General features: G+C 46.2%; 18 protein-coding genes. 3 read left to right on the top strand and 15 right to left on the bottom strand.

Annotation, left to right across the window (positions count from 1 at the left end; genetic code table 11):
- Nucleotides 1–6: 6 nt before the first annotated feature.
- From ACN6MW_RS18365 to ACN6MW_RS18335, 7 genes are all read right to left on the bottom strand, one after another.
- Nucleotides 7–3,267 carry a UvrD-helicase domain-containing protein gene (locus ACN6MW_RS18365; RefSeq protein WP_419871502.1) on the bottom strand — a complete coding sequence of 1,087 codons (3,261 nt, stop codon included), beginning with the start codon at nucleotides 3,265–3,267 and terminating at the stop codon, nucleotides 7–9.
- On the bottom strand, nucleotides 3,260–6,175 hold the full coding sequence (locus tag ACN6MW_RS18360) for a PD-(D/E)XK nuclease family protein (protein WP_419871501.1): 2,916 nt from the start codon (nucleotides 6,173–6,175) through the stop codon (nucleotides 3,260–3,262). Before ACN6MW_RS18360 ends, ACN6MW_RS18365 begins: the two co-directional genes overlap by 8 nt.
- A gap of 27 nt (nucleotides 6,176–6,202) precedes the next feature.
- Nucleotides 6,203–7,165 (bottom strand): helix-turn-helix transcriptional regulator, encoded by a 963-nt coding sequence (locus ACN6MW_RS18355; RefSeq protein ID WP_419871500.1) that lies wholly within the window; start codon nucleotides 7,163–7,165, stop codon nucleotides 6,203–6,205.
- Nucleotides 7,166–7,242: 77 nt separating this feature from the next.
- Nucleotides 7,243–8,490, bottom strand: a complete 1,248-nt coding sequence (locus ACN6MW_RS18350; RefSeq protein ID WP_419871499.1) for a vWA domain-containing protein — start codon at nucleotides 8,488–8,490, stop codon at nucleotides 7,243–7,245.
- Nucleotides 8,491–8,744: 254 nt separating this feature from the next.
- On the bottom strand, nucleotides 8,745–9,650 hold the full coding sequence (locus ACN6MW_RS18345) for an ATP-grasp domain-containing protein (protein ID WP_419871498.1): 906 nt from the start codon (nucleotides 9,648–9,650) through the stop codon (nucleotides 8,745–8,747).
- 195 nt (nucleotides 9,651–9,845) lie between these two features.
- Nucleotides 9,846–10,727 carry a glycerol kinase gene (locus tag ACN6MW_RS18340; protein WP_419871497.1) on the bottom strand — a complete coding sequence of 294 codons (882 nt, stop codon included), beginning with the start codon at nucleotides 10,725–10,727 and terminating at the stop codon, nucleotides 9,846–9,848.
- 342 nt (nucleotides 10,728–11,069) lie between these two features.
- A complete protein-coding gene (locus tag ACN6MW_RS18335; RefSeq protein WP_419871496.1) occupies nucleotides 11,070–12,977 on the bottom strand; it encodes a 3'-5' exonuclease in 1,908 nt (635 codons plus the stop codon).
- A gap of 241 nt (nucleotides 12,978–13,218) precedes the next feature.
- Here ACN6MW_RS18335 and ACN6MW_RS18330 point away from each other — a divergent pair, with 241 nt between their 5' ends.
- The 3 genes from ACN6MW_RS18330 to ACN6MW_RS18320 all read left to right on the top strand — a co-directional run bounded on the left by ACN6MW_RS18330 (nucleotide 13,219) and on the right by ACN6MW_RS18320 (nucleotide 15,167).
- Entirely contained in the window at nucleotides 13,219–13,353 is a 135-nt protein-coding gene (locus ACN6MW_RS18330) for a transposase (protein WP_419871495.1), read from the top strand.
- A gap of 663 nt (nucleotides 13,354–14,016) precedes the next feature.
- Entirely contained in the window at nucleotides 14,017–14,412 is a 396-nt protein-coding gene (locus ACN6MW_RS18325; RefSeq protein ID WP_419876514.1) for a helix-turn-helix domain-containing protein, read from the top strand.
- Nucleotides 14,307–15,167 (top strand): IS3 family transposase, encoded by an 861-nt coding sequence (locus ACN6MW_RS18320; RefSeq protein ID WP_419876248.1) that lies wholly within the window; start codon nucleotides 14,307–14,309, stop codon nucleotides 15,165–15,167. Before ACN6MW_RS18325 ends, ACN6MW_RS18320 begins: the two co-directional genes overlap by 106 nt.
- A gap of 6 nt (nucleotides 15,168–15,173) precedes the next feature.
- Here ACN6MW_RS18320 and ACN6MW_RS18315 read toward each other — a convergent pair whose 3' ends face one another.
- From ACN6MW_RS18315 to ACN6MW_RS18280, 8 genes are all read right to left on the bottom strand, one after another.
- Nucleotides 15,174–15,608 carry a hypothetical protein gene (locus ACN6MW_RS18315; protein WP_419871494.1) on the bottom strand — a complete coding sequence of 145 codons (435 nt, stop codon included), beginning with the start codon at nucleotides 15,606–15,608 and terminating at the stop codon, nucleotides 15,174–15,176.
- Between the two features lie 350 nt (nucleotides 15,609–15,958).
- The gene (locus ACN6MW_RS18310) at nucleotides 15,959–16,480 is read right to left on the bottom strand and encodes a DUF6933 domain-containing protein (RefSeq protein ID WP_419871493.1); all 522 of its coding nucleotides are present in this window, start codon (nucleotides 16,478–16,480) and stop codon (nucleotides 15,959–15,961) included.
- Between the two features lie 293 nt (nucleotides 16,481–16,773).
- On the bottom strand, nucleotides 16,774–17,646 hold the full coding sequence (locus ACN6MW_RS18305) for a glycerophosphodiester phosphodiesterase (RefSeq protein ID WP_419871492.1): 873 nt from the start codon (nucleotides 17,644–17,646) through the stop codon (nucleotides 16,774–16,776).
- Between the two features lie 169 nt (nucleotides 17,647–17,815).
- On the bottom strand, nucleotides 17,816–18,436 hold the full coding sequence (locus ACN6MW_RS18300; RefSeq protein ID WP_419871491.1) for a vWA domain-containing protein: 621 nt from the start codon (nucleotides 18,434–18,436) through the stop codon (nucleotides 17,816–17,818).
- A gap of 46 nt (nucleotides 18,437–18,482) precedes the next feature.
- Nucleotides 18,483–20,168 carry a hypothetical protein gene (locus tag ACN6MW_RS18295; protein WP_419871490.1) on the bottom strand — a complete coding sequence of 562 codons (1,686 nt, stop codon included), beginning with the start codon at nucleotides 20,166–20,168 and terminating at the stop codon, nucleotides 18,483–18,485.
- Nucleotides 20,169–20,263: 95 nt separating this feature from the next.
- On the bottom strand, nucleotides 20,264–21,340 hold the full coding sequence (locus tag ACN6MW_RS18290; protein ID WP_419871489.1) for a hypothetical protein: 1,077 nt from the start codon (nucleotides 21,338–21,340) through the stop codon (nucleotides 20,264–20,266).
- Nucleotides 21,330–22,187, bottom strand: a complete 858-nt coding sequence (locus ACN6MW_RS18285) for a PP2C family serine/threonine-protein phosphatase (RefSeq protein WP_419871488.1) — start codon at nucleotides 22,185–22,187, stop codon at nucleotides 21,330–21,332. The genes ACN6MW_RS18290 and ACN6MW_RS18285 overlap by 11 nt, the downstream gene beginning before the upstream one ends.
- Complete coding sequence (locus ACN6MW_RS18280; protein WP_419871487.1) at nucleotides 22,172–22,846, bottom strand: vWA domain-containing protein; 675 nt, start codon at nucleotides 22,844–22,846, stop codon at nucleotides 22,172–22,174. The genes ACN6MW_RS18285 and ACN6MW_RS18280 overlap by 16 nt, the downstream gene beginning before the upstream one ends.
- Nucleotides 22,847–22,849: the final 3 nt, after the last annotated feature.

The raw sequence follows: 22,849 nt of genomic DNA, 5'->3' as shown, positions 1-22,849 counted from the left end.
GATTCCTTATGAATTAAGGGGTTTATACCGATTCGAATTCAAAAAATACAATCCCGCTTCCTTCACCTTCCCGCCAACCATCCGCTCCCACTCTTCCACATAAGCCTTTACCTGAGGCTTATAAAACTCCACAAACTTCTGCTCCTGCTCAAATTCATAACGATCCGTCTTAAAGTCGACAATAACCCAGCCATCATCCTCCTTGAATACGAGGTCAATGACTCCGCGGAGCAGCGTAGCGATAGGAACTCCCGATCCGTCGTCCACGACCTGCCGGTTAGTCATAAAGGAAAACTCGTGATACTTTCTCCGAGCTATCAAGCTTCTCTCCCATAATTCCGACTGAGTGACCAGCAGTACCGTCTTCTCCGCTTGTTCAAGCCAGTTTTCTTCGACGCCTTCTTCATCAGCCGCCATACGGCAGAAGTCTGATATATCATCAACATCCATACCTTCCCCCAGCGCCTGCAAGCATCGGTGAACCAGGCTTCCGTAAGCAATCCCTTTCCCCTCAGAAGAACGCTGGAGGACAACCTCACCTGACGACTTTGCAAGTCCCGTCACGCTGCCTGCGAGGTAGCTCGGATGAGCGCAAGCCGCCAACCCTAGACTCCACTCCTCTAATCCCGTCGCTACATTCGGGGCTTCCACCAACCGTTCCTGCTCTACCGGAGCAACCGCTGCAAAATCCAGCTCCAGCTGATGCTGTAGAGGAACCGCCAGCATGCTCCACGGATCGATCGCAGGCCGTGCTGGATATTGGCTTACAACAAGCAGCTGCTTCGCACGGGTAGTCGCTACATAGAGCAGGCGCTCCGTCTCCGCGTGCATGAATTCCCGCTCCCGCTCCGCACGCGCTGCCCATCCAACCGGCTGTGCCAATATTTCCGATGTGAAGCTGTCCTTTTGCTTCGAGATCGTGAAATAACCAAGCGCCGGATCCGCCAAGCGGTCTACATGCTCCGACGCATCATGATCGCTGTTACCGCAAGGGCTGGCCAGCAGCACAACCGGCGCCTCCAGTCCCTTCGCCTTATGAAGGTTCATGATGCGAACCGCATCCCCGCTTCCGGAGAAGAGGCTTGCGGCCTCCATCCCTTCCTTATCGGTCAACCGTCCCAGACAATCGGTTAATGCCTGCCATTCAGCGGATGCCTCCGGTTCAGCCTGCAGCAATTCCAGCAGCTTAATCAGCGTCCCGCTTCGGATCGCGCCGGATTCACCTGCGGCTGCCGCTGGGATAAGACCGATATCGTCGACGATACGGGTAAAGGCTGCCAAAGCCGGTAGCTCTGACACCCACTCGGAATAATGCCTTATTCTCTGCAGCGCTTGCTCTACCTTCATACCTTTCTCCGAAAGGAAAACAGGGTCCACGCTTAAATACAAACTAATGCTTCCGCCTTCCCGGCGATAATGATACAGTTCATCGTCGCTTACCCCAAACAGCATCCCGCGGAGCACAGCGAGTAACGGCACTTGATCGGTAGGATCGTTTAGCGCCTGAACTAGCAGGCTTATTGCCAGCAGCTCTTCGGAGACAACCTGGCTTCCTGACGTATCGGATGAAATCCAGTATCGATCGAGCAGCTCCGCATACAAATTAATGTATCTGCGGAATTTTAACAAAATGAGAAAATCGCCTGGTACTGCTGGGCGAGAGATTCTTTTGCCTTCCCGATCTTTCTCTTGGATCATCAGATTCCCATCGCAGGCCCAAGCAATAAACTGCGCAACCCGCTCCGCATCATATAGCGTGATATCCAGTTGCCGATCCCATTCTTGCTTCGGTACGGTTAATGTATATACGCCGTGTAAGGACGCCTTGCATTGTGGATTCGGCTGCTGCGTCATCATGTGCACGAAGGGAGCTTGATAATCCGAAACGCCCCCCGGCTTCGCAAACTTATTCTCGAAGCCATAATTGACAAAGTCTCCGATCGATTTGACGGAACGGAAATTACGGGTTAGTTGCAGCACATCGCCGCATTTCGCAATCTGCATTTTCACAAAATTATAGGTGGAGATGTCAGCCCTGCGGAACCGGTAGATCGATTGCTTCGGATCGCCGACTACAAATAAGGAACCGGGACGAGGCAGCTGCTTGCGCCAGTCGCATTCCTTTTCATCGGCCCCTGTCAACAGCATCATCATTTCCGCTTGAATCGGATCCGTATCTTGAAATTCATCGACAAATAACCGGCTGTACCGTCGAACGAAATACTGCCGGACCTCCGGATACGATCGCAGAAGCTCCGCTGCCTTCATCAGTAAGTCTTGAAAGTTAAGCTTTCCCGCTTCCGTACGCTTTTGTCTGCAGAAACGCACTGCAGGAAGGACGAAGTCGATCAACTTCGGATGAAGGAATTCCCTCCAATCCTGAAGAAAAGGCCGCAGCATTGACGTCTGCCATTCGTGGAACCGCTCCTTGATCTGCTTCGCCATTTTAGAATCCGTCCAGCGATTCAGCGTAACGCCCAAATTCCGGTCGAAAAGCTTGGCCATGATAAGAACATTCATATCGTCTGCCATATTTTTGCTTCGCAAATGCCGCTGTGCCGTACGTATGATTTTCTGCAGGTCGTCCCAACCTTTCTCAGGCTCAGCTGTCGGGATATAGACGGCCGCATCCTCCAGCATGGGGAACAACGCGTTACGCAGTCGGTCGAAATCCGGGCGTTCTGACTGCTCCGTATAAATCTCCACATCCTCATACTCCGAAACCCGATTGTAGACGGCTCGCAAATCCTCCACATTAATTTGGAAAGAGGAAAGCTCATTCATGGCACTTACATTACCGCGAATACGAAGTTCGTCCAGATATTCATCCCAGCATCGATCCCGCAGCTCCGAGTCTTCCAGATCATCCATTTCCCGAAAACCCGGGTCTAGTCCCGCTTCAATTGGCCGTTCCCGGAGCAGTCTGCCGCAAAAAGCATGAATGGTGCCAATGAAGCATTCCGGCACTTGTCGCATAGCTTCCTCTAGGTTATCCCGTTCAGGCCCTGCATCCGCCTTGGAAAACTCCTGCTCTAATCTCAGACGGAACCGACTCATGAGCTCTGCCGCCGCTTTGTTCGTAAACGTAATGGCCGCAATGTTGCGAACCTCGGCTTTGCGCTCCCGAATCAAAGCGATCATCCTGCCCACGATGGAGGTCGTTTTACCGGAACCGGCGCCTGCCTCCACTAGGAATGTCGTATCTAAATCCCTTGCGATTCGGGAACGAGCCTCCTCATCTTCTTGAAGCTGTTGTTCATTAAGCAAAACGGTTCACCTCCAATATTCGTTCCAGTCTGTCTGCATTCTCGGCGGCGTCCCTTTTATCCGCAAATTGTTCCGCATGAGAGCCGCATACCGCCTTGTAATCGCACCAAGCGCATATTTTAGAATCGTTGGCTGGAGGGAATAATCCTTGCTTCATTGCTCCAATCACGGAGCCGAGAAGAGCTTTCAAATCTTCTCTCCGGTTTTGAGGGCGGCTAATTTCCTCCCCCATCCCCCGTTCCGTAGGAAATAGATAAGCAGATTCCACTACTTGAGCTTGTACGTCGACGCCAGACTCTTTCATCCATTGCTCGACTGCAAGCCCATAGAGAGGCAATTGAATTTGCGTACCGCCGGAGAAGCACTCGTTCTGCTTGAATTTTCTCGGATTACCTGTCTTGTAGTCATAGATCTTGTATCGATGAGGAGCGATCTCATCCACGCGATCCACGAATCCTTTGATAGGCAATGACCAATCATCACTTATCTTCAAGTGAAGCGGCGAATCATCACGATGGAGCTGCAGCTCCGTGTAAACAGGAGTAGTCGACCTATTCTTCTCCCCGGCGAAGAATATGGTCACATCCTTACGAATGCTTTCCGCTTCCTTGCTCAAAATATGCTCGCTTGGCGCCGGAACTTCCTCGGCATACTGCTTAATGACCTGTTCCGTAACGGTATGAAGCAGTTCGGCAGCATAACGGACGGAGTCATTTCCTTGAGTACGGTATTCCTTAACGCCTATCAAGTATTGGTCAAAGATATCGTGAAGCAAGCTGCCGCGTTGACTCGCGCTCAACCACTGCGTACGGTCATAAACAGCAACCTCTTTCGCCCAAACTCCCAGATTGTATTGATAAAAATATTGTAATGGGCATCTGCCGTAACGCTCCAGGCTACTGGCGCTGAAAGAGGAGGAGGCACCCGCGTCTCCTGGAAGAAGAATAGGATATCGGTCTGTTTCCACAATTCCGTCGTAAGGTGAAAGCTCTGTTTCGGACCTTGCCTGCACAGCTTTAGCCCCTTCTCTTAATGAGGGGTAATATGAATAAATGGCTTGCTGCGCTGTCACCAATCGGGACGGTTTGGATAGCATCGTACGCATCCAAATCTCCACTGCATCAACAGCAATACCTGGCGAGGTTCGGAAATAGCGTTTTGCATCCTCCATCGTATGGTGCAGGGACTCATAATCCGCATTCGCTTGCTTCGTTTGCTTGCGAAAAACTTGAAGCATCTCGTAGGCAGGCATATATTCGCGTTGCTCAGCAATATCATAGGAGCAATAACTCATCGTACAATGACCGCGTATCATGGAGATCCTGCTGTTTCTCTCTTCAACAAGCCGCTTTGCTTGCAATGATCGTGATAGAAGACTGGAACTGATTCGTTCCCGTTCTTCGTCAAGCATCACAGGATCTTGGCGGAAGGAAGGGGACCAGTTCGTTTCAGTCATCCCCATAATAAAGGTGTAGGGACGACCCGTTTGCCCGCCTGACGACAAAGAAGTCACATAAACATGGCCCGGCGAAGGGGTTGATGCCGTTTGGACCCGCATGTTGTCCAAGCCCTCGCGAACATACCGGAGCGCCAAGTCGCCATTCATAACAAAATCACCGGCAGCTCGCATCGACTGCTCTAAGCCTTGAAGCTGGTTTATAACCTGTTGATCGCTTTCTTCCTGTAACACAGCATAACTCTCTACGAATTCCTTCAGTTCATGAACCAACTTTACCGGCGTGCGGAGCGCTTGCTCGGTAAGAGGCTCGAATAATCTCGCAAATACACGCTGAAGTAATTGTAAAACGTCAAGCCTTTCTTTCTGGATGTTTTCCTCTTTCAACATTGAGGTGATCAGCTTATACCGCTCTCTTCCCCAGCCGACACCTGATTGCTCCAATTCCCGAATCAAGCGATCTGCCTTGGCATCCTCATGCCGATCATCACTCATTCGAATGATTCCTTGTTTCAAAGCCGTTAGAATAGGAGCAAGTTGGAATCCGGATTCCATCCATTCCATATACAGTTTTGCCGCTTTGCCTGCGTTTGTGACGCCAATAGGCAGCCCGCCAGCAAAAGTACATGGAATATTGGATGTCGCAGCAACCGTATAAACGGCAGCAGCACTCCTCTCCTTGTCGGACGTGATGATCTCGACCTGATCCCATGGAATTTTTTGCTCTACTATACGACGTATCACCTCACGGGCTTCCGCTATAGATCCCGCCGCTTGGAAGAACTGTACACCCTCAACAGGGAAACGGGAGTCTGGAGCTGTAAATCCTGAAACATCGCACAACAATATGTAATTGCAGGCGGCAGCTGACTGAACGATTCTTCTATCCGTTTCCGACCGGAGAGCATATTTATCGATGATAACCGTATCATTGGACAACGAAATGAGCTCGCTATTGTCAAGCAGGCCCGCCATATCCATACATTTATTTTCTTCCAGCCAATTCTCATAGCCGGCTAACAACTCTTTAACGAAAGTCCCTTTTTCCGCTTGCTCAAAATGTTCCGGGACCAGCCCCTCCGCTCGCACTCCGCTTTCGCGCAGCTCCATCACCGCTTGATGAAAGGCATCGGTCAGTCCTGGCGTTAACGCAATTCCGGTTAAATAACCGTTGCCGGATTGGCTTATTTCCTGAAGCAGCTTACACACGATCCACTTGGATTCAGAAGAAGAGAGATAGCGCAGCTTTTTCTTCGCAAGAAACAGCTTAAATCTTTCCAAAGCCCATGTCTCCGGTGTCCGAATCTCGGTATTGAGCACAGAACCGTACTGCATGCTTACCTGCTCTAACCATTGATGTCCTTGTGCATGGCTTGAGACGATCAGTACTTTTCGATCCAGCGGACTGCTTTGTATGATTTCATAAAGATGCTGTATTTTTGACTTCATCATCCAAGAACCCCCTGTCACCTAGTGGGATTAAACTTCATACAGCGTTTTCCAGCGTTCAAGTTTTTCACGCATCGCACTGCGGTATGAAACAGGCTCTAAGATTTCCGCATCAGGTCCATACTGACTCAACCAATTCAGGAACTCGCGGTCATGATTAACCGTTACTTCAAAGAGCAGGCTACCATCCTTTTGCGGAGTCAGCTTGGGCTTCATAAATAGTTCTTCTTCCTTTACATACCTAGCCGAATCCGGATGGAAACGAACTTTGAACTTTATTTGATGCTCGCCACGCTCAATCGACCATGTATTTTTCATGTATGTCTTAAGATTAAAGTCCTCTTTGTCAAAGGTTTGCTCCAAAATCTCGACTTCGCGAAAGCGGCTGATTCGGAACGTCCGGATGTCTTTGGCGGAATGGCAATAACCTATGACATAGAAACGATAATCCCGCGGCACCAAATAATAGGGATCGATGTCTCTTTGGGACTGTTCATTCCGGCCTTGCGAATAGTACACTGTCCGAATGGTTTGTTGGGAGAGCGTCGCCTGAATGATGTCATAGAGAAAGGACCTTCCGTCTTCCCGATAAGCCGGAGTTCCTAGCTGAATAACATCCGCGACATGCTGCACGATATCCACGCGCCTAGCTTTTTCTTTATGATGGGTTCCCATAACCTTCTCATAAGCAGCATCAAAACCTTCGGGAATCAATGTCTTAATTTGCTCCAACACGGAAGGAAGCATGGAGAAGGACACCGCCTCTTGCTCCGTCCAGTCAAGCGGATACATGGAAAAGTTGCTAATGAATGCATATCCTTTGCCATGTCCAAAGTTGGAGATCGGAATATTCATCGCGTGCAGCGCCTCAAGATCTCTATAGATCGTCCGCTCCGTAGTCTCGCACCGTTCTGCCAATTCACGAGCCAGAATACCGGGCTTTGACTGTATTAAATTAATAATGCGCATAAGTCGAATTAAACGTTCGGTCACAGCAGGCACTCTCCTTAAAATTCCCAAATCACGCAGGCAATAGCTAGTAAATTCGACCTATGGCATGGAGAGTCCTGCTATTTCTTTCGCTTCATCTGTCGAATCTTCTTCTCATGCAGCGTCTTTCTTGTGTAGTTGGAGTAAGAAAAGCCTTCCAGTTGGTTATACAACAGCTGCGCTTCCTCCCTCAACTCGGCATCCTCAGACTGTATGGCCGCACATAACATCGTATCGGCCTGCTGCTGCAACAGCCTGATTCCTCTCTCCTCATCGCCGCAATCAAAAGCAGCAATTGCCGTTTCAATCGCTATTGCCGTCTCCGTAATCTTAATTTCTTTCTCTACGTGCGGATCAGCCGTTTGCCCGAGCAGCTCTAAGTCATTCGTAAAGTTTGCTTCGGCCGAATGCTTCAGTGAACAGAGCTTAACTCCCTCCGTCACATCTGCATAATTCCATTGCATGTCGAAAATATGATGAGTTCCTACTGCATGAGGATTGAAGGATAGTTCTACTAAAATAGATTTCGTTTCCCCCTCGAAAACATCGCCAAGGGAAAGCTTTAGCCCTCCTTCAACTTGTTCCGACTTATAACCGTAAACCTGCTTTATCGTTACGCCCTCTGCATGATTGATTGTCAGCTCAACATTTTGTGCGGTTACCGACAACAAGCCCTGGAGCTCCTCCGAGAAAATTGCAGGAATATCTTCCGGCTTCGCGATAAAGTAGAAGTTGCCTCCTCCATGGTCTGCGAGACCCGCCATTAGTTCCTCGTCAAACCCGTCTCCAACCCCCATGGTTGAAGTCCCTATTCCCATGCCTCTGAATTCTTTGGCGATAGCTAGCAGCTTCGATCGATCCGTAATCCCTTCGTTTGCATGACCATCGGATAGCAAAATGACCCGATTCACGCTTCCCTGCTCTAGACTATGCTTCACATGCTGAATGCCCTGCAGCAATCCGCCGCTAAGGTTCGTGCTGCCGCCCGACTGTATAGCTTCAATTTTCTGCTTCATTATTGTCTTCTGCATTGCATTCTGATGGGCGAATATCGTTTGTACCTGATCATCGAAGACAACTATGCTTAATTGGTCATGGCTATCCAATTGATTCGCGGCGAACTGGCAGGCCTTCTTGCTATATTCAAGAGGAGCGCCCTCCATGGAGCCGCTCCGATCTAATACTAGAGACAAATTTATTGGCGCTCGGTTATTTAACGTTCCCTTCGCTTCTCCGGTGAGCTCTACTAGCAAAAACGCCCGTTCTTCTCCCCCCGTAGGCCAAAACTTTTTATTCCATGCAGTTGTTGCTTTTAGCGCTGTACCCATATGTTTCATCCTCTCTCATCCATCTATAGATAAAAATTTAACATACGTTTTGGTCAATGCTCTGTCAGGGAATAATTGTTCGTATAAAAAGAAAAAGCTTAGCCATTAATTCGACTAAGCTTTTTCTTTTTATGTATATTTCACCACAAAACCATTACAGCATCTCCACAAAAGCATCAATCAAGCTGTTCTTGCTCAACAAGCATCATTGTGCATTGTATGACATCATTCACATTAGCCCAGCAAGTTGAAAACTATTCTCCCATCCGCTCTTTCAAACCTCTATAAAATTGCTCCAAATCAATCTGATCAGGCAACCCCGATACCTGCCCATCCCCAATTTCAATAATAACCCAATCACCACCGGCGGTCTTCGCAATATCCATCGTAAAGAATTCACTGGCAATCCCCTTGCTTATTGCAATAAAGGGCTCAAGATTTGGCTTATCCTCCTGATAACTTGCTTCATCCCAATACTCTGCAGTTGCCAACAGCTCATGCTTTAAGAAAAACAACCGGTATTCATTCGATAAGGGCATACCGCTGAGAGGATGCTTCGACAATTGCTCGAGCTCGATAAACTCGCGGAACACAATGCCGCCGCTAAGCTCCGTACCTTGACGCTCAATAAAGTTTCTTAGCACATATTCCACCTGCTGCCTGTCAGATGCGTCCGGCACAAAACATGCCTCTTCCCATTCATGCTTCCGTGACTTCACATAATCTTTGATAATCATCGGTTTCTTGCCAAAGATTCGCAGCATCTCGTGAACGCCGTCATAACCAGCGTCTAGAGAATCGATGTCCATCCAACAGCTAAAAGGCGTTGCGTCTTTTATGACTTCATATGAACTCGGAAAGTAATGACCGTTAATGTATTCTTGCGGGGAGTTAATAAGTAGGAGACTCTTTTGCTTCAAAGCGTTGTACAGCGCTTCATAGCTCTCGGGCTTCATCATCCACCCTCTATAAATCACGGTTTCCGGCTCGTCTGCAGCCTGTATACGCTTGATGGATTTCATACCGTTACCGTCGAGCAGTTGCTCCAAAGAAAGGAGCTCAACCTTGATTCCAAGCTCCTTAGCCTTTTCGTATTCAGCCTCGTACCCTGCATCAACCTGACGATCATTAAACACATCGGAGCAAAATAATACTCTCATCAATGAGCACCTCGCAATACGATCTTTTTAATAATCGTACCACATTCTGGAATTTCCCCATATAACATGATTTAAGTATTGAATAACTAGGGGAAATGGAGCTAATAAACTTTGATTCATTAATTGAGCGAGTTCGTTATTCAACGGAAATACCCCTTCTTAAATAAAGTTATATAAGATCAATATGTATTATTCTTAGTACGCTTGAATTCCAAACTTCAAAAGCTTCTTGGGTAATAGATCATCAAGGTTCTGGATATCGCTATCAACAAGTTCTATTAAATTAAATCCATATTTTGAATAGACCTTTATCTTCTCTTTTTTTCGTTCAACATATCTTTCATCGTTCTCAAGACCCCAAAACTCAATATAGACTTTTCCAACAGGAAGATAGAAATCGCAATAGACCTCTTCTTCCACTGGTAATCTCCGTTCATAGGCATGGACGATCTCCGACATATACAGCCAATTATCAATTAACATTTCTGCTCGAGAACGAACATAGTGTCCATCGGCTGCACGATGCTTTGCCTCAAACTTATCACGAAAATTAGAACTAGAAGGCTGCTTATCTTCATTAATATCTTCCACCGGCGTTCCTTGAACGGACTGGAAGGTTTCGAGAAGCCTTTTGTTCGTCAGTATACTTGAATCCCAACAAACGTAAGGGACTCCCGTTTGTTCATATTCAAATTGTTTTCCACCTAGGCTTTCTCCAAGCTTTGTTACGGACCAACCTTTTACATTTTTTTGAACCATTCCAAGCTCTGATAAGATTGGGTTAATTCTAAATTTTGATATATTAAAATGCTTACTCAGTGTAATTGCACTTAATAATTTATCAGAACCACCAATCTCTGAAAGAAATTCTTTTATCTTTCCATCCCACGCTATATAGGTACCATGCTGAGGATGGCTTTTCATTGTTCCACCCAACTCAACACCTTTATTGGTTAATACCCAAGCCTCATTTTCTCTTAGAATGCATCCCGCATCCGTTAAAGATTGAAACAGGTGTTTTGCTTGTAACCCCAGTTCTTTTGCTAATGCTGTCGTTGATATTTGTTTCTCGCTCATCTGATCCTCCTAGTTGTCTAGCCCTACTTAATAGGTAAATGCTTTCTTAAAGAAATGAATAGTGATATCAAATTCTTAAGCTATGTTATCTTCCTCAGTCGGAAATATTTTACTGTTAGTAGATTTCGACAATATAGTACAATAGTCCTCCCAGATACATGATACAGCTGGAAGAAAAAATAAAATAGAAAAAGACCCAACTAATTATTAGCTGCGTCTCAACTAACCGAAGATTTGCCACAGACTTCCTTCAGATTCCAAAGAAGACTTGAACACTAAAGAAAGCGCCCATGCTGGAAGAACTAATAAAGTAATTCTAGGATACAAAATTAAAAGTATGCTTTATCCTGATTGCTTCTGGGATGATACCTGCTTGCTTCTCTGTTCAACTACTTTGTCTAAGTACTGTGTAAACTTGGACTCCCCACTATAAGTTAGGAACAACCATTCTAATGCTCTGGTCATACCAATATAAAATAGCGAGACTTCCCTTTCTTCTGCTTCTTCAAGTGGAAATGGCATATTTTCAATATTAATGATAAATACAGCTTGAAAATCAAGACCCTTAGCACTATCAATGGTAGATATCTTTATAGTGTTCTCATCTCGCACAAAATTTCGTTTAGATTCAGGGTTCTCAGTAATCCAGGTATATCGTAACTCATGTTGCCCTAAGCTGTTTTTAATTTCATCAATGTATGAAGTACGGTGACTGTTTTTGACCCGATACAAAATAGCTATATCCTGCAATGGTATACCTTTCTGTTGATGTAGGTACGTAATCGACTTGGCTACAAAATTCATTTCCTGCTTAATATCTTGAAATCCCTTGATCAAAGGTTCGGGGCCTTTTCTCTTAGTCGATTGCGGTGGAATAATCTCTACACCATCTAAAGAGGCTTCTTGAACTTTATTCTTTAACTGGGAATGCTCCTGATAAAAGTCCCAGGCAAACTGCACAATTTGCGCCGTATTTCGGTAATTAATAGAAAGAATTTTAGAACGTCCCCGAAAATCAAGACCTGTATCTTGTGCCAAGCTTGACTTTCTTTTAAAAATGGATTGGGCACGGTCTTCAACTAAAAGCAATGACTGCGTTTCTGGATTTAAACAATGACTAAGCAGTTTGAGCCAATCCGCTTCAAAATCCTGGCCTTCGTCAATCATAATCGCATCATAAATCGGCAAGATCGCTTCATTTTTGTTCACTTTATCCAATAGTGTTGGTATTTCACTATCTTTCATCTTCAAGCTATTTCGCAACCACTCATGAAAATTATATACCGAAATATTGGAATTTTTTGAGCTTTCCGAAAATGGAGGATTCAGCAGATCTAATAAATCATCAGGCTCATTCATCATCCGCTCAATCATTTGTTTTAAATTGCGGGATAACGGGATCCCATAACATAACACGAGAATTTTCCAATCTGGTTGAGTCTTGGCTAACATCTTCGCACGACTAGCAAGAACAAGCGTTTTCCCACTCCCTGCAACCCCTCGAATAAGCCTATGCTTATCGCCTATTTGCTTGGCCATATTTTCTTGATGGAGATCCATCGTTTTAATGTTATGCAAGGAGAGTAAGAGCTGATCCTGATAATTGATAGGAGGCTTGAAGTCTGCGCTAATCCGGACTTCTGGAAACAAATGAAAGCGTATGGCTTGTATGTCTTCATTGGTTAAAATGTTCTTTTTCTGATTCCAAACCGTAAACATGCCCTGAATTTTTTCATTTAATATCTCTGGAGAAAAACCATCCTCATCAATATCAATTTCATCTCTGCACAGCACAAATTGAGGTTCTATCACTTGGTACAGTCCATGTTTGATAAAATCCTCTTGTGTTAGGCGAGTAAAAACAGTACCAAAACCATAAGGGAACTTTAAATAAGAACCTGCCTCTTGTACTAGATTCTTGTCTTTTTTCAAGTGATCTGTTATTAAACGAGCATTGTCCCTAGCTTGTTTCAGTGGGCTTTTCGTTGTCACCAATTCACCTGCTGTATTTCTTAAAACCCATTCATCCTGATTAATTTGATAAAGTGTACCTTTTGTATAATCTTTTACTTCCAGAATGACTAGCCCCAAATCTGGACCTATAATTATAAAATCGGGTCTTCTACCTCGAATTTCGGGTTCATAATATATAACATAGTCACTTGGCAAATGATCTTTAAGACATTGAAACAAAATACGTTCTCCAGTTGTTGCAGTTCTTGGTATTGTTTCCGGAACCATGTAAGCCATATCCTGTATCCCCTACTTCTCATTCTACTAGCACCATTATAGTACTAACAGCCCAGGTTGAATATACAGAGTATGACAAAAAACCTTATTTTTCACTACGACACTCAGAATGTGCATTTCAGCTTATACAAACAGATTTCCTTTGTCCAAGCGTGCAATATCCCTAGTTACCACTCTCTTTATCTTGCCCCGAATAGATGGACACGAAGAAAAACTCTATAATAAATCATGGAGAGGTTCTATGGGACAACGGAAGAAATTTGGCAAGGCATTTAAGCGGCAGGTAATCCTGCGTGTATTAGCTGAAGAATCAACAGCTTCTGAAACAGCCAGAGAACTGGGCGTGCATTATTCGACGGTTATATGGACTGGGTAAAGTTGTATAAACAAGACTGTGAACAATCAATTCCAGGTAGTGGAAATCTTAGTTGGTCACCCTAACTCAATTGATCAGTAACGAACTGACAAGCCTTCTTGCTGAAGGCAAGCGGAGCTCCTTCCATGGAGCCGCTGCGGTCAAGCACCAACGACACATTCATAGGTGCTCGATCAGTACGCACTCCAGGCGTATTTCCTTTTAGCTCGAGCAGTAGAAATGCCTGTTCCGCCCTCCCGTTGGCCAGAACTCTTTATTCTATTGCGCTGTCGTTAGAATGGTGGTACTCATATGCAGCATCCTTTCCTATTGGTCTATTGATAAGAATGTAACATATCGTTTGGACACAGCTGTGTCAGGGAATGGTTGTTCGTATAAATTCAAAAAACTTAGCACCATAACGGGCTAAGTTTTCATTAAGCATCTATTTATCTGCTGGAAATTACTTCTGTCTAGTAAATTACTCCGGATAAGATTTTTTAGTAATTGCCACCATGTTTGCATATGGAATAGCAGGGTCGTTTATATGTTGCAAGTATGATCGATTAGAAGGTATTAAATAATTATAAATCTCAGATGGATATGAAGTGCACCCCTTATAGTAGACATTGTAAAAACACCCTGGTGTTTAAACCGATGAAACTATAGGGGGTGCTTTTCGTTATGGCGAGAAAAGGACAGAAATTTGAGAAGTATAGTTTTGAATTGAAGAAGAAGGCTATTGAGCTACGACATGGAGGTATGACCAAGCAGAGGGTAGCGGAAGAGCTTGGGATCGCAGATATCGGGCGTTTAAAGGTGTGGATGAGGAAGTATAAAGAGCAAGGCGAATATGGACTTATGGAACACCGAGGCAGACGAGTACAGTACAAGGATCAGGAACGTTATCTTAAGCGATTGGAGATGGAGAACGCTGTCCTAAAAAAGTGGTTAGAAATTACGAAGAAGGAGGTATACCAGAGAAGTATCGGCTCGTCTGCGAACTTCGTGAAGGTTTTAGCGTCAAAGAACTCTGTAAAGAAATCGGTGTCTCCCGAAGTGGATTCTACGCATACTTGAAGCGACTGAAAACAGATGAGAATAAGGAGGATAAACAGTTAATTCGTGACACTTTTGAATACTATAGAGGCGTGTATGGGTACCGCCAAATTCAATTGTTCATGTTCCAAGATCATGGCGTGTGGATGAACCATAAGAAGGTTCTCCGGCTCATGCAAGAAATGGAGCTGCGCTCTAGAGTACGTCGTAAATACCATCACAGTACTCGAAGCTGGAACATTGGTGATCGCGTTACGAAGAACATACTGGAACGTAACTTTCAAGCGGAAGCACCCAATCAAAAATGGGTAACTGACGTCACACAGTATCGAATTGGTGATGTTTGGTTGTATCTCTCCGCCATTAAAGATTTGTGTCAGAACGAAATTGTCGCTTACCAAACCAGTCATCACAATGACAAGCAACTTGTTCTACAGACGTTCTCTAAGGCGTTTGAAAAGGAAAAGGACGTGGCTGGGCTGATCGTTCACAGCGATCAGGGGTCCCAGTACACGTCCTACGATTACCACGACATGCTGCCAAAGGTTGGCGCCCAAATCAGCATGTCCAGGCGAGGCAATTGTTACGATAATGCCTCAATGGAAAGCTTCTTCTCGCATTTGAAGACAGAAGCGCTCTATCCTTATGATATTCGATCAGTAGAAGAAGCACAAAGCCGAATTGAAGAATATATACACTTTTACAACAATAAGCGTCCACAAAGAAAACTAAACAAGCTGGCTCCGATTCAGTACCGGCTCCAGCTTGTTAGGTAGGGTCTTTTATTCAGTGTCCGCTATATGGGGTCTTGACCAATATTTTAGGGGTTTTATATTGTGTAATAAAAGATCGCAAGATTGGACAACATTTGTCTGCGATCCGACAGGTGGAATCATATAAATATCACGTGCTGCAGAGAGTTCCTGTACAGTATTCCGATATTCTACCATCGATGGGTCAATTTTTCTGCCTCGCAAAGAATATATTTTATCAATCCATTTTTCAGGTATGTATCCCTCTTCGTAAGCTTCAAAAAATTGCTCAGCATAAAAAGATTCATCCTCTAAGTAACCTTCTTCAAGAAGCTTCAAAACCGGCAGGTATAGATTATAGATACGAAGAGCTTCATCACGGTCTTTTGTAAGACTCTCCAACTCATCAATAACGTTCTTACTAAAGTCATCTAGTTCGTCATACAACAAATTCCGGGTACTCATAATGTATCTCCCACCCTTCGGTTATTTCGTTATAGGTATAATAGCTAACAAGTCTTAAAACTCAAATGGAATGTTTTTCTTTTGAGGAGTCTTTTTCACATTAGCAGCGCCAACGTTTTAGGTACTGTTTTATTTTGAAATATAATCTCTATTTCCTAGGTCTTGAGCAAATCCAGTATATTCCACTCTTTATTTTCCCACCTAACTACCCATTATTTTTTGATTCATAACCAAATTATAAGGATCGAATGACAACTAGACGTCAGGCTATAAAAAAAAGAAGCTGCTACACTGCATCTTCGCGCACAATGGGCTGCCCAACCCACTCGCTCTTCTTTAATTCAATCAGACTATATTCCACTCCCTAACTTCTCCAACGACTGCAACATCGTCTTACCAGAATAAGTAAGCGGCAATTGCAAAAAAACGTATTTGTTCATCATCCGGTTAACTTCCTGTGGCCTCGGATCATTAAAATGATACAAATTATGCACCAGTTCATCCCCCGCAACCATGATCATCTCATTGATTTGGCTTATAATACTTCTATTACTGGTTGGCGTATAGCTAATTCCTGTAATCCTGTTTATGTATTTATCTATAAATTGTTGATTTGCCCCGTCTAGACGCAAATTCTCTTGTATGTGCTCTATAATTATTTGATCCAAACGCTTAAAATCAGCTTTCACTAATCCATAAATGACAAAGTTATATCTGGATTCATTGTTCATAATCAAAACGCATTTTTTCCGTTTGCATATAAATAAATGTGCATGCCAGCCATATATCGATTTATCAAAGCTTGGCTGCACCGCGGATAACGGTACTTGAAGCTCAGCAGCGAGCATCTTTGTGCATTGAACCACTATCATAGAAATTACCTCCAGGCATGTTTTAAACTCCTCTCCCATCCGCACTTTAATAATCGTACCACATTCTGGAACTCGCCCCTATAAAATGATTTAAGAATTGAACAACAAGGTGGGGAACGAAGGGGAGGTTTGGAACTGGAGGAGCGTCAGCGTTCGCCTTTGTCTCCGGATTTCAACCACAGACAGTGGTAAAATGAAAGAAATCTGGAGACAACAGCGGCCGGAAGTCCAAACTTACCCGAAGTTGCGAACGATAACCGCGAGTTAGTCCCTTAACCTCATTTTATCCCCCCTCACCCCGGATAATCCGTAATCACCCCATCCACCCCAAGTTCCTTCATCCGCTCCATATCCTCATCGTTCTGAATCGTCCATGCGATCACCTTCCGGTTCCGGTCATGGATCTTCTGGACGGTCTGCTCATCTAGCAGCTCCTTCGGATAATGAATGTACGCGGTGAACGATGCCAGCGCATCGAGCGTATCATCCGACAAAGGATGCTGATCCTCATGAATAAGCGCTGCGACGGGAATGTTCGGCAGCAGGTTGTGAATGAGACGCGTCGATTCGAAATCATACGATTGGATGATGATGCCTGCGCTGTTCTCGACTCCCCCTATGCCCTTTAAATGCCTTGTACCCTTTAAATCCGTGCTATTCAAACGCTCCTCATATCTGCGCACGACCTCAGCGACCTGCTCTTCAATGCCCGGATAGAGCTTCGAATCCTTAATCTCGATCAGCATCGCCATTTTCCCGGCAAAGCGGTCCATGACATCCTGTAAGGGCAAGATCTTCTCGTCTTTCTTATCGCTGTTTGAGCTTTTCCCTGCATCCATATCTTCCAGCTCGCCCAGCGTATAATCGTCAACGGCGCCTGTATGCTCCGTCGTTCGATCTACCGTATCGTCATGGATGACGACGAGCTTTCTATCCTTGCTCAGCTGCACATCGAATTCGATGAAGTCAGAGCCTAGACGCTCGGCTTCCTCGAAGGCAGCCATCGTATTTTCAGCTTCATGGCCGGATGCTCCGCGATGCGCAATGATAAGAAATCCCTCGGGTGAATTGGGATTAGACGCAGATACAATGAATGTTAGGCAAAATAAGAACAATAAAAGCAGTACCACTCTGCGCCAAACATAAGCACTATTTCGTCTCACCATCCTGCCATCTCCTTGTAGGTTCTGTATTATTTTGCGAAATAAATAGTCCTATTAACTTAAACACACGCGGCATCGCCCGAAACATAAAATCAAGTTGACCCATACGAAAAAAAGGCGATAACCAAAGCATCACAGCTTGGATTATCGCCTTCTTATGATCTCACCAGCATTACATATTCCGCCAGCCATCCACCGAAGGCAGGACAATCTCCTGTCCCGGCAATGAAGTGGAAATTCGCGTGATGCTCTCCGAGAGCCAGCCGAAAAACTGCTCGAATTTCAATTCCTGCATTAGAAGCGGCGTGCGTTTGGAGGATATTTTCCGCAAGGCATCCATATCCGCATGCTCCCCTGTTCCTATGGCGAAGACATTGATTTTTCCGTCTTTCTCCCAAACATTCATCTGCTGGGCAGCCTCGTCGATCGAGTCTGTCGGAGCACCATCCGTCATCACGATAAGCCACGGCCGATAATAATCAATGCCGATGGAGGAGTAGAGCTTCGTTCGATTTTCTAACATTTGCAAGGCTAACCTAACGGCTTCACCCATAGGAGATGAGCCCCCCGCATGCAGCCTTGGCAGCCTCATATCCGTTACCTTGTCAAACGTCTGCAGGACCTGCACCGAGCCTCCAAACTTCACAACAGCCAGCTCTAAAGCTGAAGTCACTAACGGATTGGCACAGAGCTCAGCCAGCATTTGTTCCAGCCCTTTATTTAGCTGCTCAATCGGCGGCCCTGACATTGAGCCGCTCACATCGATCACCAAACACAGCGGCAGCCTCGTCATTGGATTTTCTGCAAGCTCCTTGCGAAGCAGCACCATATTGTTATTTTTACGGTCTATGCCCAGTCTCCTCCCTTCCTATTCCGCTCATAAACTCACACATCGCGTCCAGAAATGTGGAGCTGCTCCTATCGAGCTTTATGCTTTCGGTTGTCGAATCTTCTTCTTGGACCGGCTCTATAATCTGGGAATAGCACCCTTTGCATAAAATCGCAGCCACATGCTCTTCCAGGTAGCGCAGTTGCGAGGTTTCTATCCGATGCTCAGTACCGCAGGAAGCGCATGCCGCCTCGCTAGTATTCGCCGCAGGAATAACTGGGACCGACGGGTAGATATCTGAAGTGGTCAAGCTCGAGTACAGCACATAACGATACATTCGAAAAAGCTGCTCCCAGCTTTCCGCGCTGCACCCCCTTCCGTGCCGTAGCCCGTCAAACAGCCGCATTCGAATGATGAGCGGAAGTGAGCTCCACATCGTAGACCAAGCGCCAATCGGCTTCTCGGGTATGTACGGTTCATAATAGGGAAACGGGAAATTCTCAGGCTTGATATGCGCGGCGCCTGCTATTCCGCCTTGAAAGGTGTACGGATTTTTTCCCGGCAATAGCAGTTGGAAGGCAAGTGAGGATAAGGAGTGCAGCTCCTGCCCCCAGGTTCTCATGAGTCTCTGCCGTCCTGCCTGTTCTCCGAATGCAGCAAAGCTGACTCCGATTCGCTCACACGGAAATTCATTCACTTGATAATCATCGGTATCGATGACGTAGATTTCCTTTGGGCTTTTCACCCGAATATTTCCTAGGTCATAGTCGCCTATCAGTACATTTTGCTCATGCAGCTGCTTAACCAAATCGAAAACAGCCGTTCCGAGCTGCGCTAATTCCTGACGGGTCCATTTGGGATAATGCTTTTGCAGCACAGGCTTGTACGCTAAAAAATCACTTAACGGCCTTCCCTTCGCCAGCTTCATCATATAGCCGATTGGCATGCCTGCTGCATTAAACACCAGCTCCTCGGGCCAGCATAAACCGCTGATGGACAGGGGAGATGCACACATGACCTTTAGCTTTTCGATTTTATCGACAGTCAGCTGGGCAGGCCGAAACAATTTGACAGCCATCTGGTTGCTGCCTTGATAAACGATGCTGTCCGCGCCCTCTCCCAAGCATTTAACTAAAGTAACCTGCTCCTTATTAGCGAGCATCACTTGTTCGTTACCCTTCGGCATGCTTTCCTTTATCGTTATGGGTTGCGATTTCGGTCTCATCTGTTCGGTGACGACATGGAAATGCGGCTTAGGCGACCAATCGAGCAGCGGTGAAGGCTCCGCAGGCGTGTCCGTCATCGTCTCAAAATCCCACTTTGACAATTGGCCTGCGTCGCCGATCCTGAGGAGCAGGATTTCTTTCCCTTTTACCGCATTTTGCCGATTCAAATGGTCCAAGTCCTTCGCCAGATTGGCATCCTGCGTAAGAAGCGCTAAATGATGCTTATGGTAAAACTGCTGGAACACGTACAAAAAAGTCTGATCGGCAATCGTCGGATCGTCATCGCTGCCTAACACTTGAATGAGCCCGGCTTCCATATACTTGCTCATTAATTCAGAAGCCTGCTTCGCGCGGTTTCGAGTCTGCTTATCCTCATGCTTCAGCAGCCGGTTTACTTCCTCCACGACACGCTGCGAGAGCTTCACCTGCGCTTTGCGCAACAATAAAGCCCGCGGCAATTCCTCACTCAATAAAGTGCTCGATAAGGGATTCATCCAACTGCATGTATCAATAAACAACTTGTATTGATTGACAACTCGCAATAAATCTATCGATCCCACTCCCTTCACGGCGTCCGCGGAGCTTGCTTGTTAAGCCCTTCAAGCCATTTGATGAGGCTGCCGATAATCCACTTTCTCTCCAGCAATAGGCCGCATATAAGTAAGAACACATAAGAGGACACTACGTATTGCAGGCCTGGAAAGGTAAGCAGCTCCGCCATGCTTATCGGTTTGTCTTTGCCACTCATCAACAGTTGCCCATAGAGCAGCAGCCAATAGCCGCATAAGAGACCGACTGCGGAATGTGCGCTCATCTTCGTAATTTTGACGAGCAACGCGACAACGATCGGAACGAGAATAACAAAATTAAAGCTTTCGACTTCGAATTGCAAGCGAAGCATATAGCATAGAACGAATGCGATGAACCCGTAGGCTAATGCGGCAAGTCCATAGCTCTGTTGCTTCAAGGAACGATGGACGGCCCAGCTAATGACCAAATAACCGGCAGCAAACTTTAACGTATTCGGCTCGCCCTTCGTCTGAAAAAATACGATCCAGAACGGCAGATTTAGCCACAGGAGCACTTTAAGAAGCTTCTCGGAATGGGTTATTTTATCGTAGCCATGCGGTTTGCTAAAAACGAATACGATAATGGCGATCAAAATAATAAAAATGGGTTCTTCAATAACCGAGGCCGCACCCTCCGGACCGAAAAAGTATTGCAGCTTATACTCGCCTTCCTGTTGCGGAAGCCTCACAATGACGGAAATGAGAAATAGCCAACTTCCATAAATCAGACCGCTGGCTAGGTTTGTCGTAAATTCCGCGAAGAGCACGAGTAAAAAAACGGCAATCGGAAGCATTCCGGTCCATAGATTCTCTGGAAGCGCCAGCCACTTAAACACGAGCGCATAAGAAATCATGCTGTACGCCAATGCGCCGAATACGGGGCTTCGAGCCAGTTTGGACATCATAATCGCAAAATGCAAAATGATAATAAATCCGAGCATACCGCCTGAGAGCGCAGTATGCTCCAAGCTTTTTGGAACAATATAAAATCCCAGGCTTAAAAAGAACAACAGGATATCTAAGGTGATCAGCATGCCAATAGGAATTACTCGATATTTCGTTTTAGACGTCATTGAGGCGCGTCCCCGTTTCTTCCTGGGCTTCCCGCTCCAATGCTTCTTCAGCTCCAAGCTTGTCCTGAACCGCGCACATGAGCGCAACCGCGCAATCATCGGTCGTCTGCTCGCGAATCAGCGTCTCCAAATTAGACAACAGCGCTTTCTCCACGACATCGGCTGAATGTTCACGCATCCAGTCCCATATTCGGCTGACCGCGACGGCAAGCTGCTGCTCCTTGCGGTTATACAGTGATTCCGCTGCACCGTCTGACATCAGGATGAAGCCGCTAATATCCTCAGAATGCCCATAGTACAAACGCAGACGCGCCTTCGCATCCTTGGACGTAGTAAAATAAGTCGTGTTTACATATTCTCCGTTATCTGGATAAGACAAGATTTCGCGCTCCCCGGCTTGTTCGAGCCCAATGACGCCATCACCGAGATGACCGGCAAAATAGGCCTCCCCTTTCACCGCAGCAAAGAGCAGCGTTGACGCATAATTGCCGGCAGGCTGTTCAAAGCCGGGCAATTCCTCAATTGCCTGCAAAGCGGTTTGGATAATCCGTTCCGATGCTTGCTCCTGTCCGGCATCGAGCAAATCGTCGAAGCAATCGCTTAACATCCAAGCTACTGCCTCCGATACGATGGCTGCTCCTTGATCGGAATAAGGACTTGAGCCTGCTCCGTCCGCCACCACGATAATCGATACCCCATTCGCATGAAGCTTATACACCTTATCTTGGCATGGAAGATCCTTTTTCAAATGCGAGCGTCCCGTAACCGTCCCGCTGACCATCGACCATTTTGTTTCCAGCTTTCCCAGTCCCTTCGACATCTGATTAATGGTTACAGCGTTTCCCATTCCGATACCCAGCTAGGCTTATCCAGCTTTACGTCCTCGCCTGGCGTGGAAGCCGATACGCGCGATACGCTTTTGCTCAGCCATTCGAAGAAATCCACAAAATTCAAATCCTTTAGGCGCAGCGGCGTGCGCTTTGGCGAGAATTGCTTGAGGGCGTTCAAATCCGCATCCGCACCGATCCCGATCGGAAAGATCGTCAACTTCTTCTCATCCAGGAGTGTAGTCGTGCGGTATGCCGCGTTTGCAATATTGTCCGTCGGCGCGCCATCCGTCATCAATACCAACCAAGGCTGATAATAATCGACACCTACGCGGGCGTACAGGCGTTTTCGATTTTCGAGCATCGTCAGCGCCGTTTCCACAGCCTCCCCCATTGGCGTCTTGCCTGATGCCGACAAATGAGGAATCGTCTGGCGATGAATGCTGCCAAACTCGAACACCGTCTGCACGGAGCCTCCGAAGGTAACCATTGAGATTTCCGCCGCTGCACAGGCAATATCATCGCGTCGAATGCTTTCCATAAATAGTTTGACGCCTCGGTTCAGCTCTTCAATCGGATCGCCGGTCATGGACCCGCTCACGTCGAGCACTAAACAAATCGGCACCCGTGCCGTAGGGTTTTCTGTCAATTCTCTTTGCGATAGTATTAAATCATTCATATT

Source organism: Pristimantibacillus sp. PTI5 (genome assembly GCF_048572955.1).
GTDB lineage: Bacteria > Bacillota > Bacilli > Paenibacillales > Paenibacillaceae > Pristimantibacillus.
Note: the sequence above shows the minus strand (reverse complement) of the source record. Positions and strands in the feature narration are given on the sequence as shown.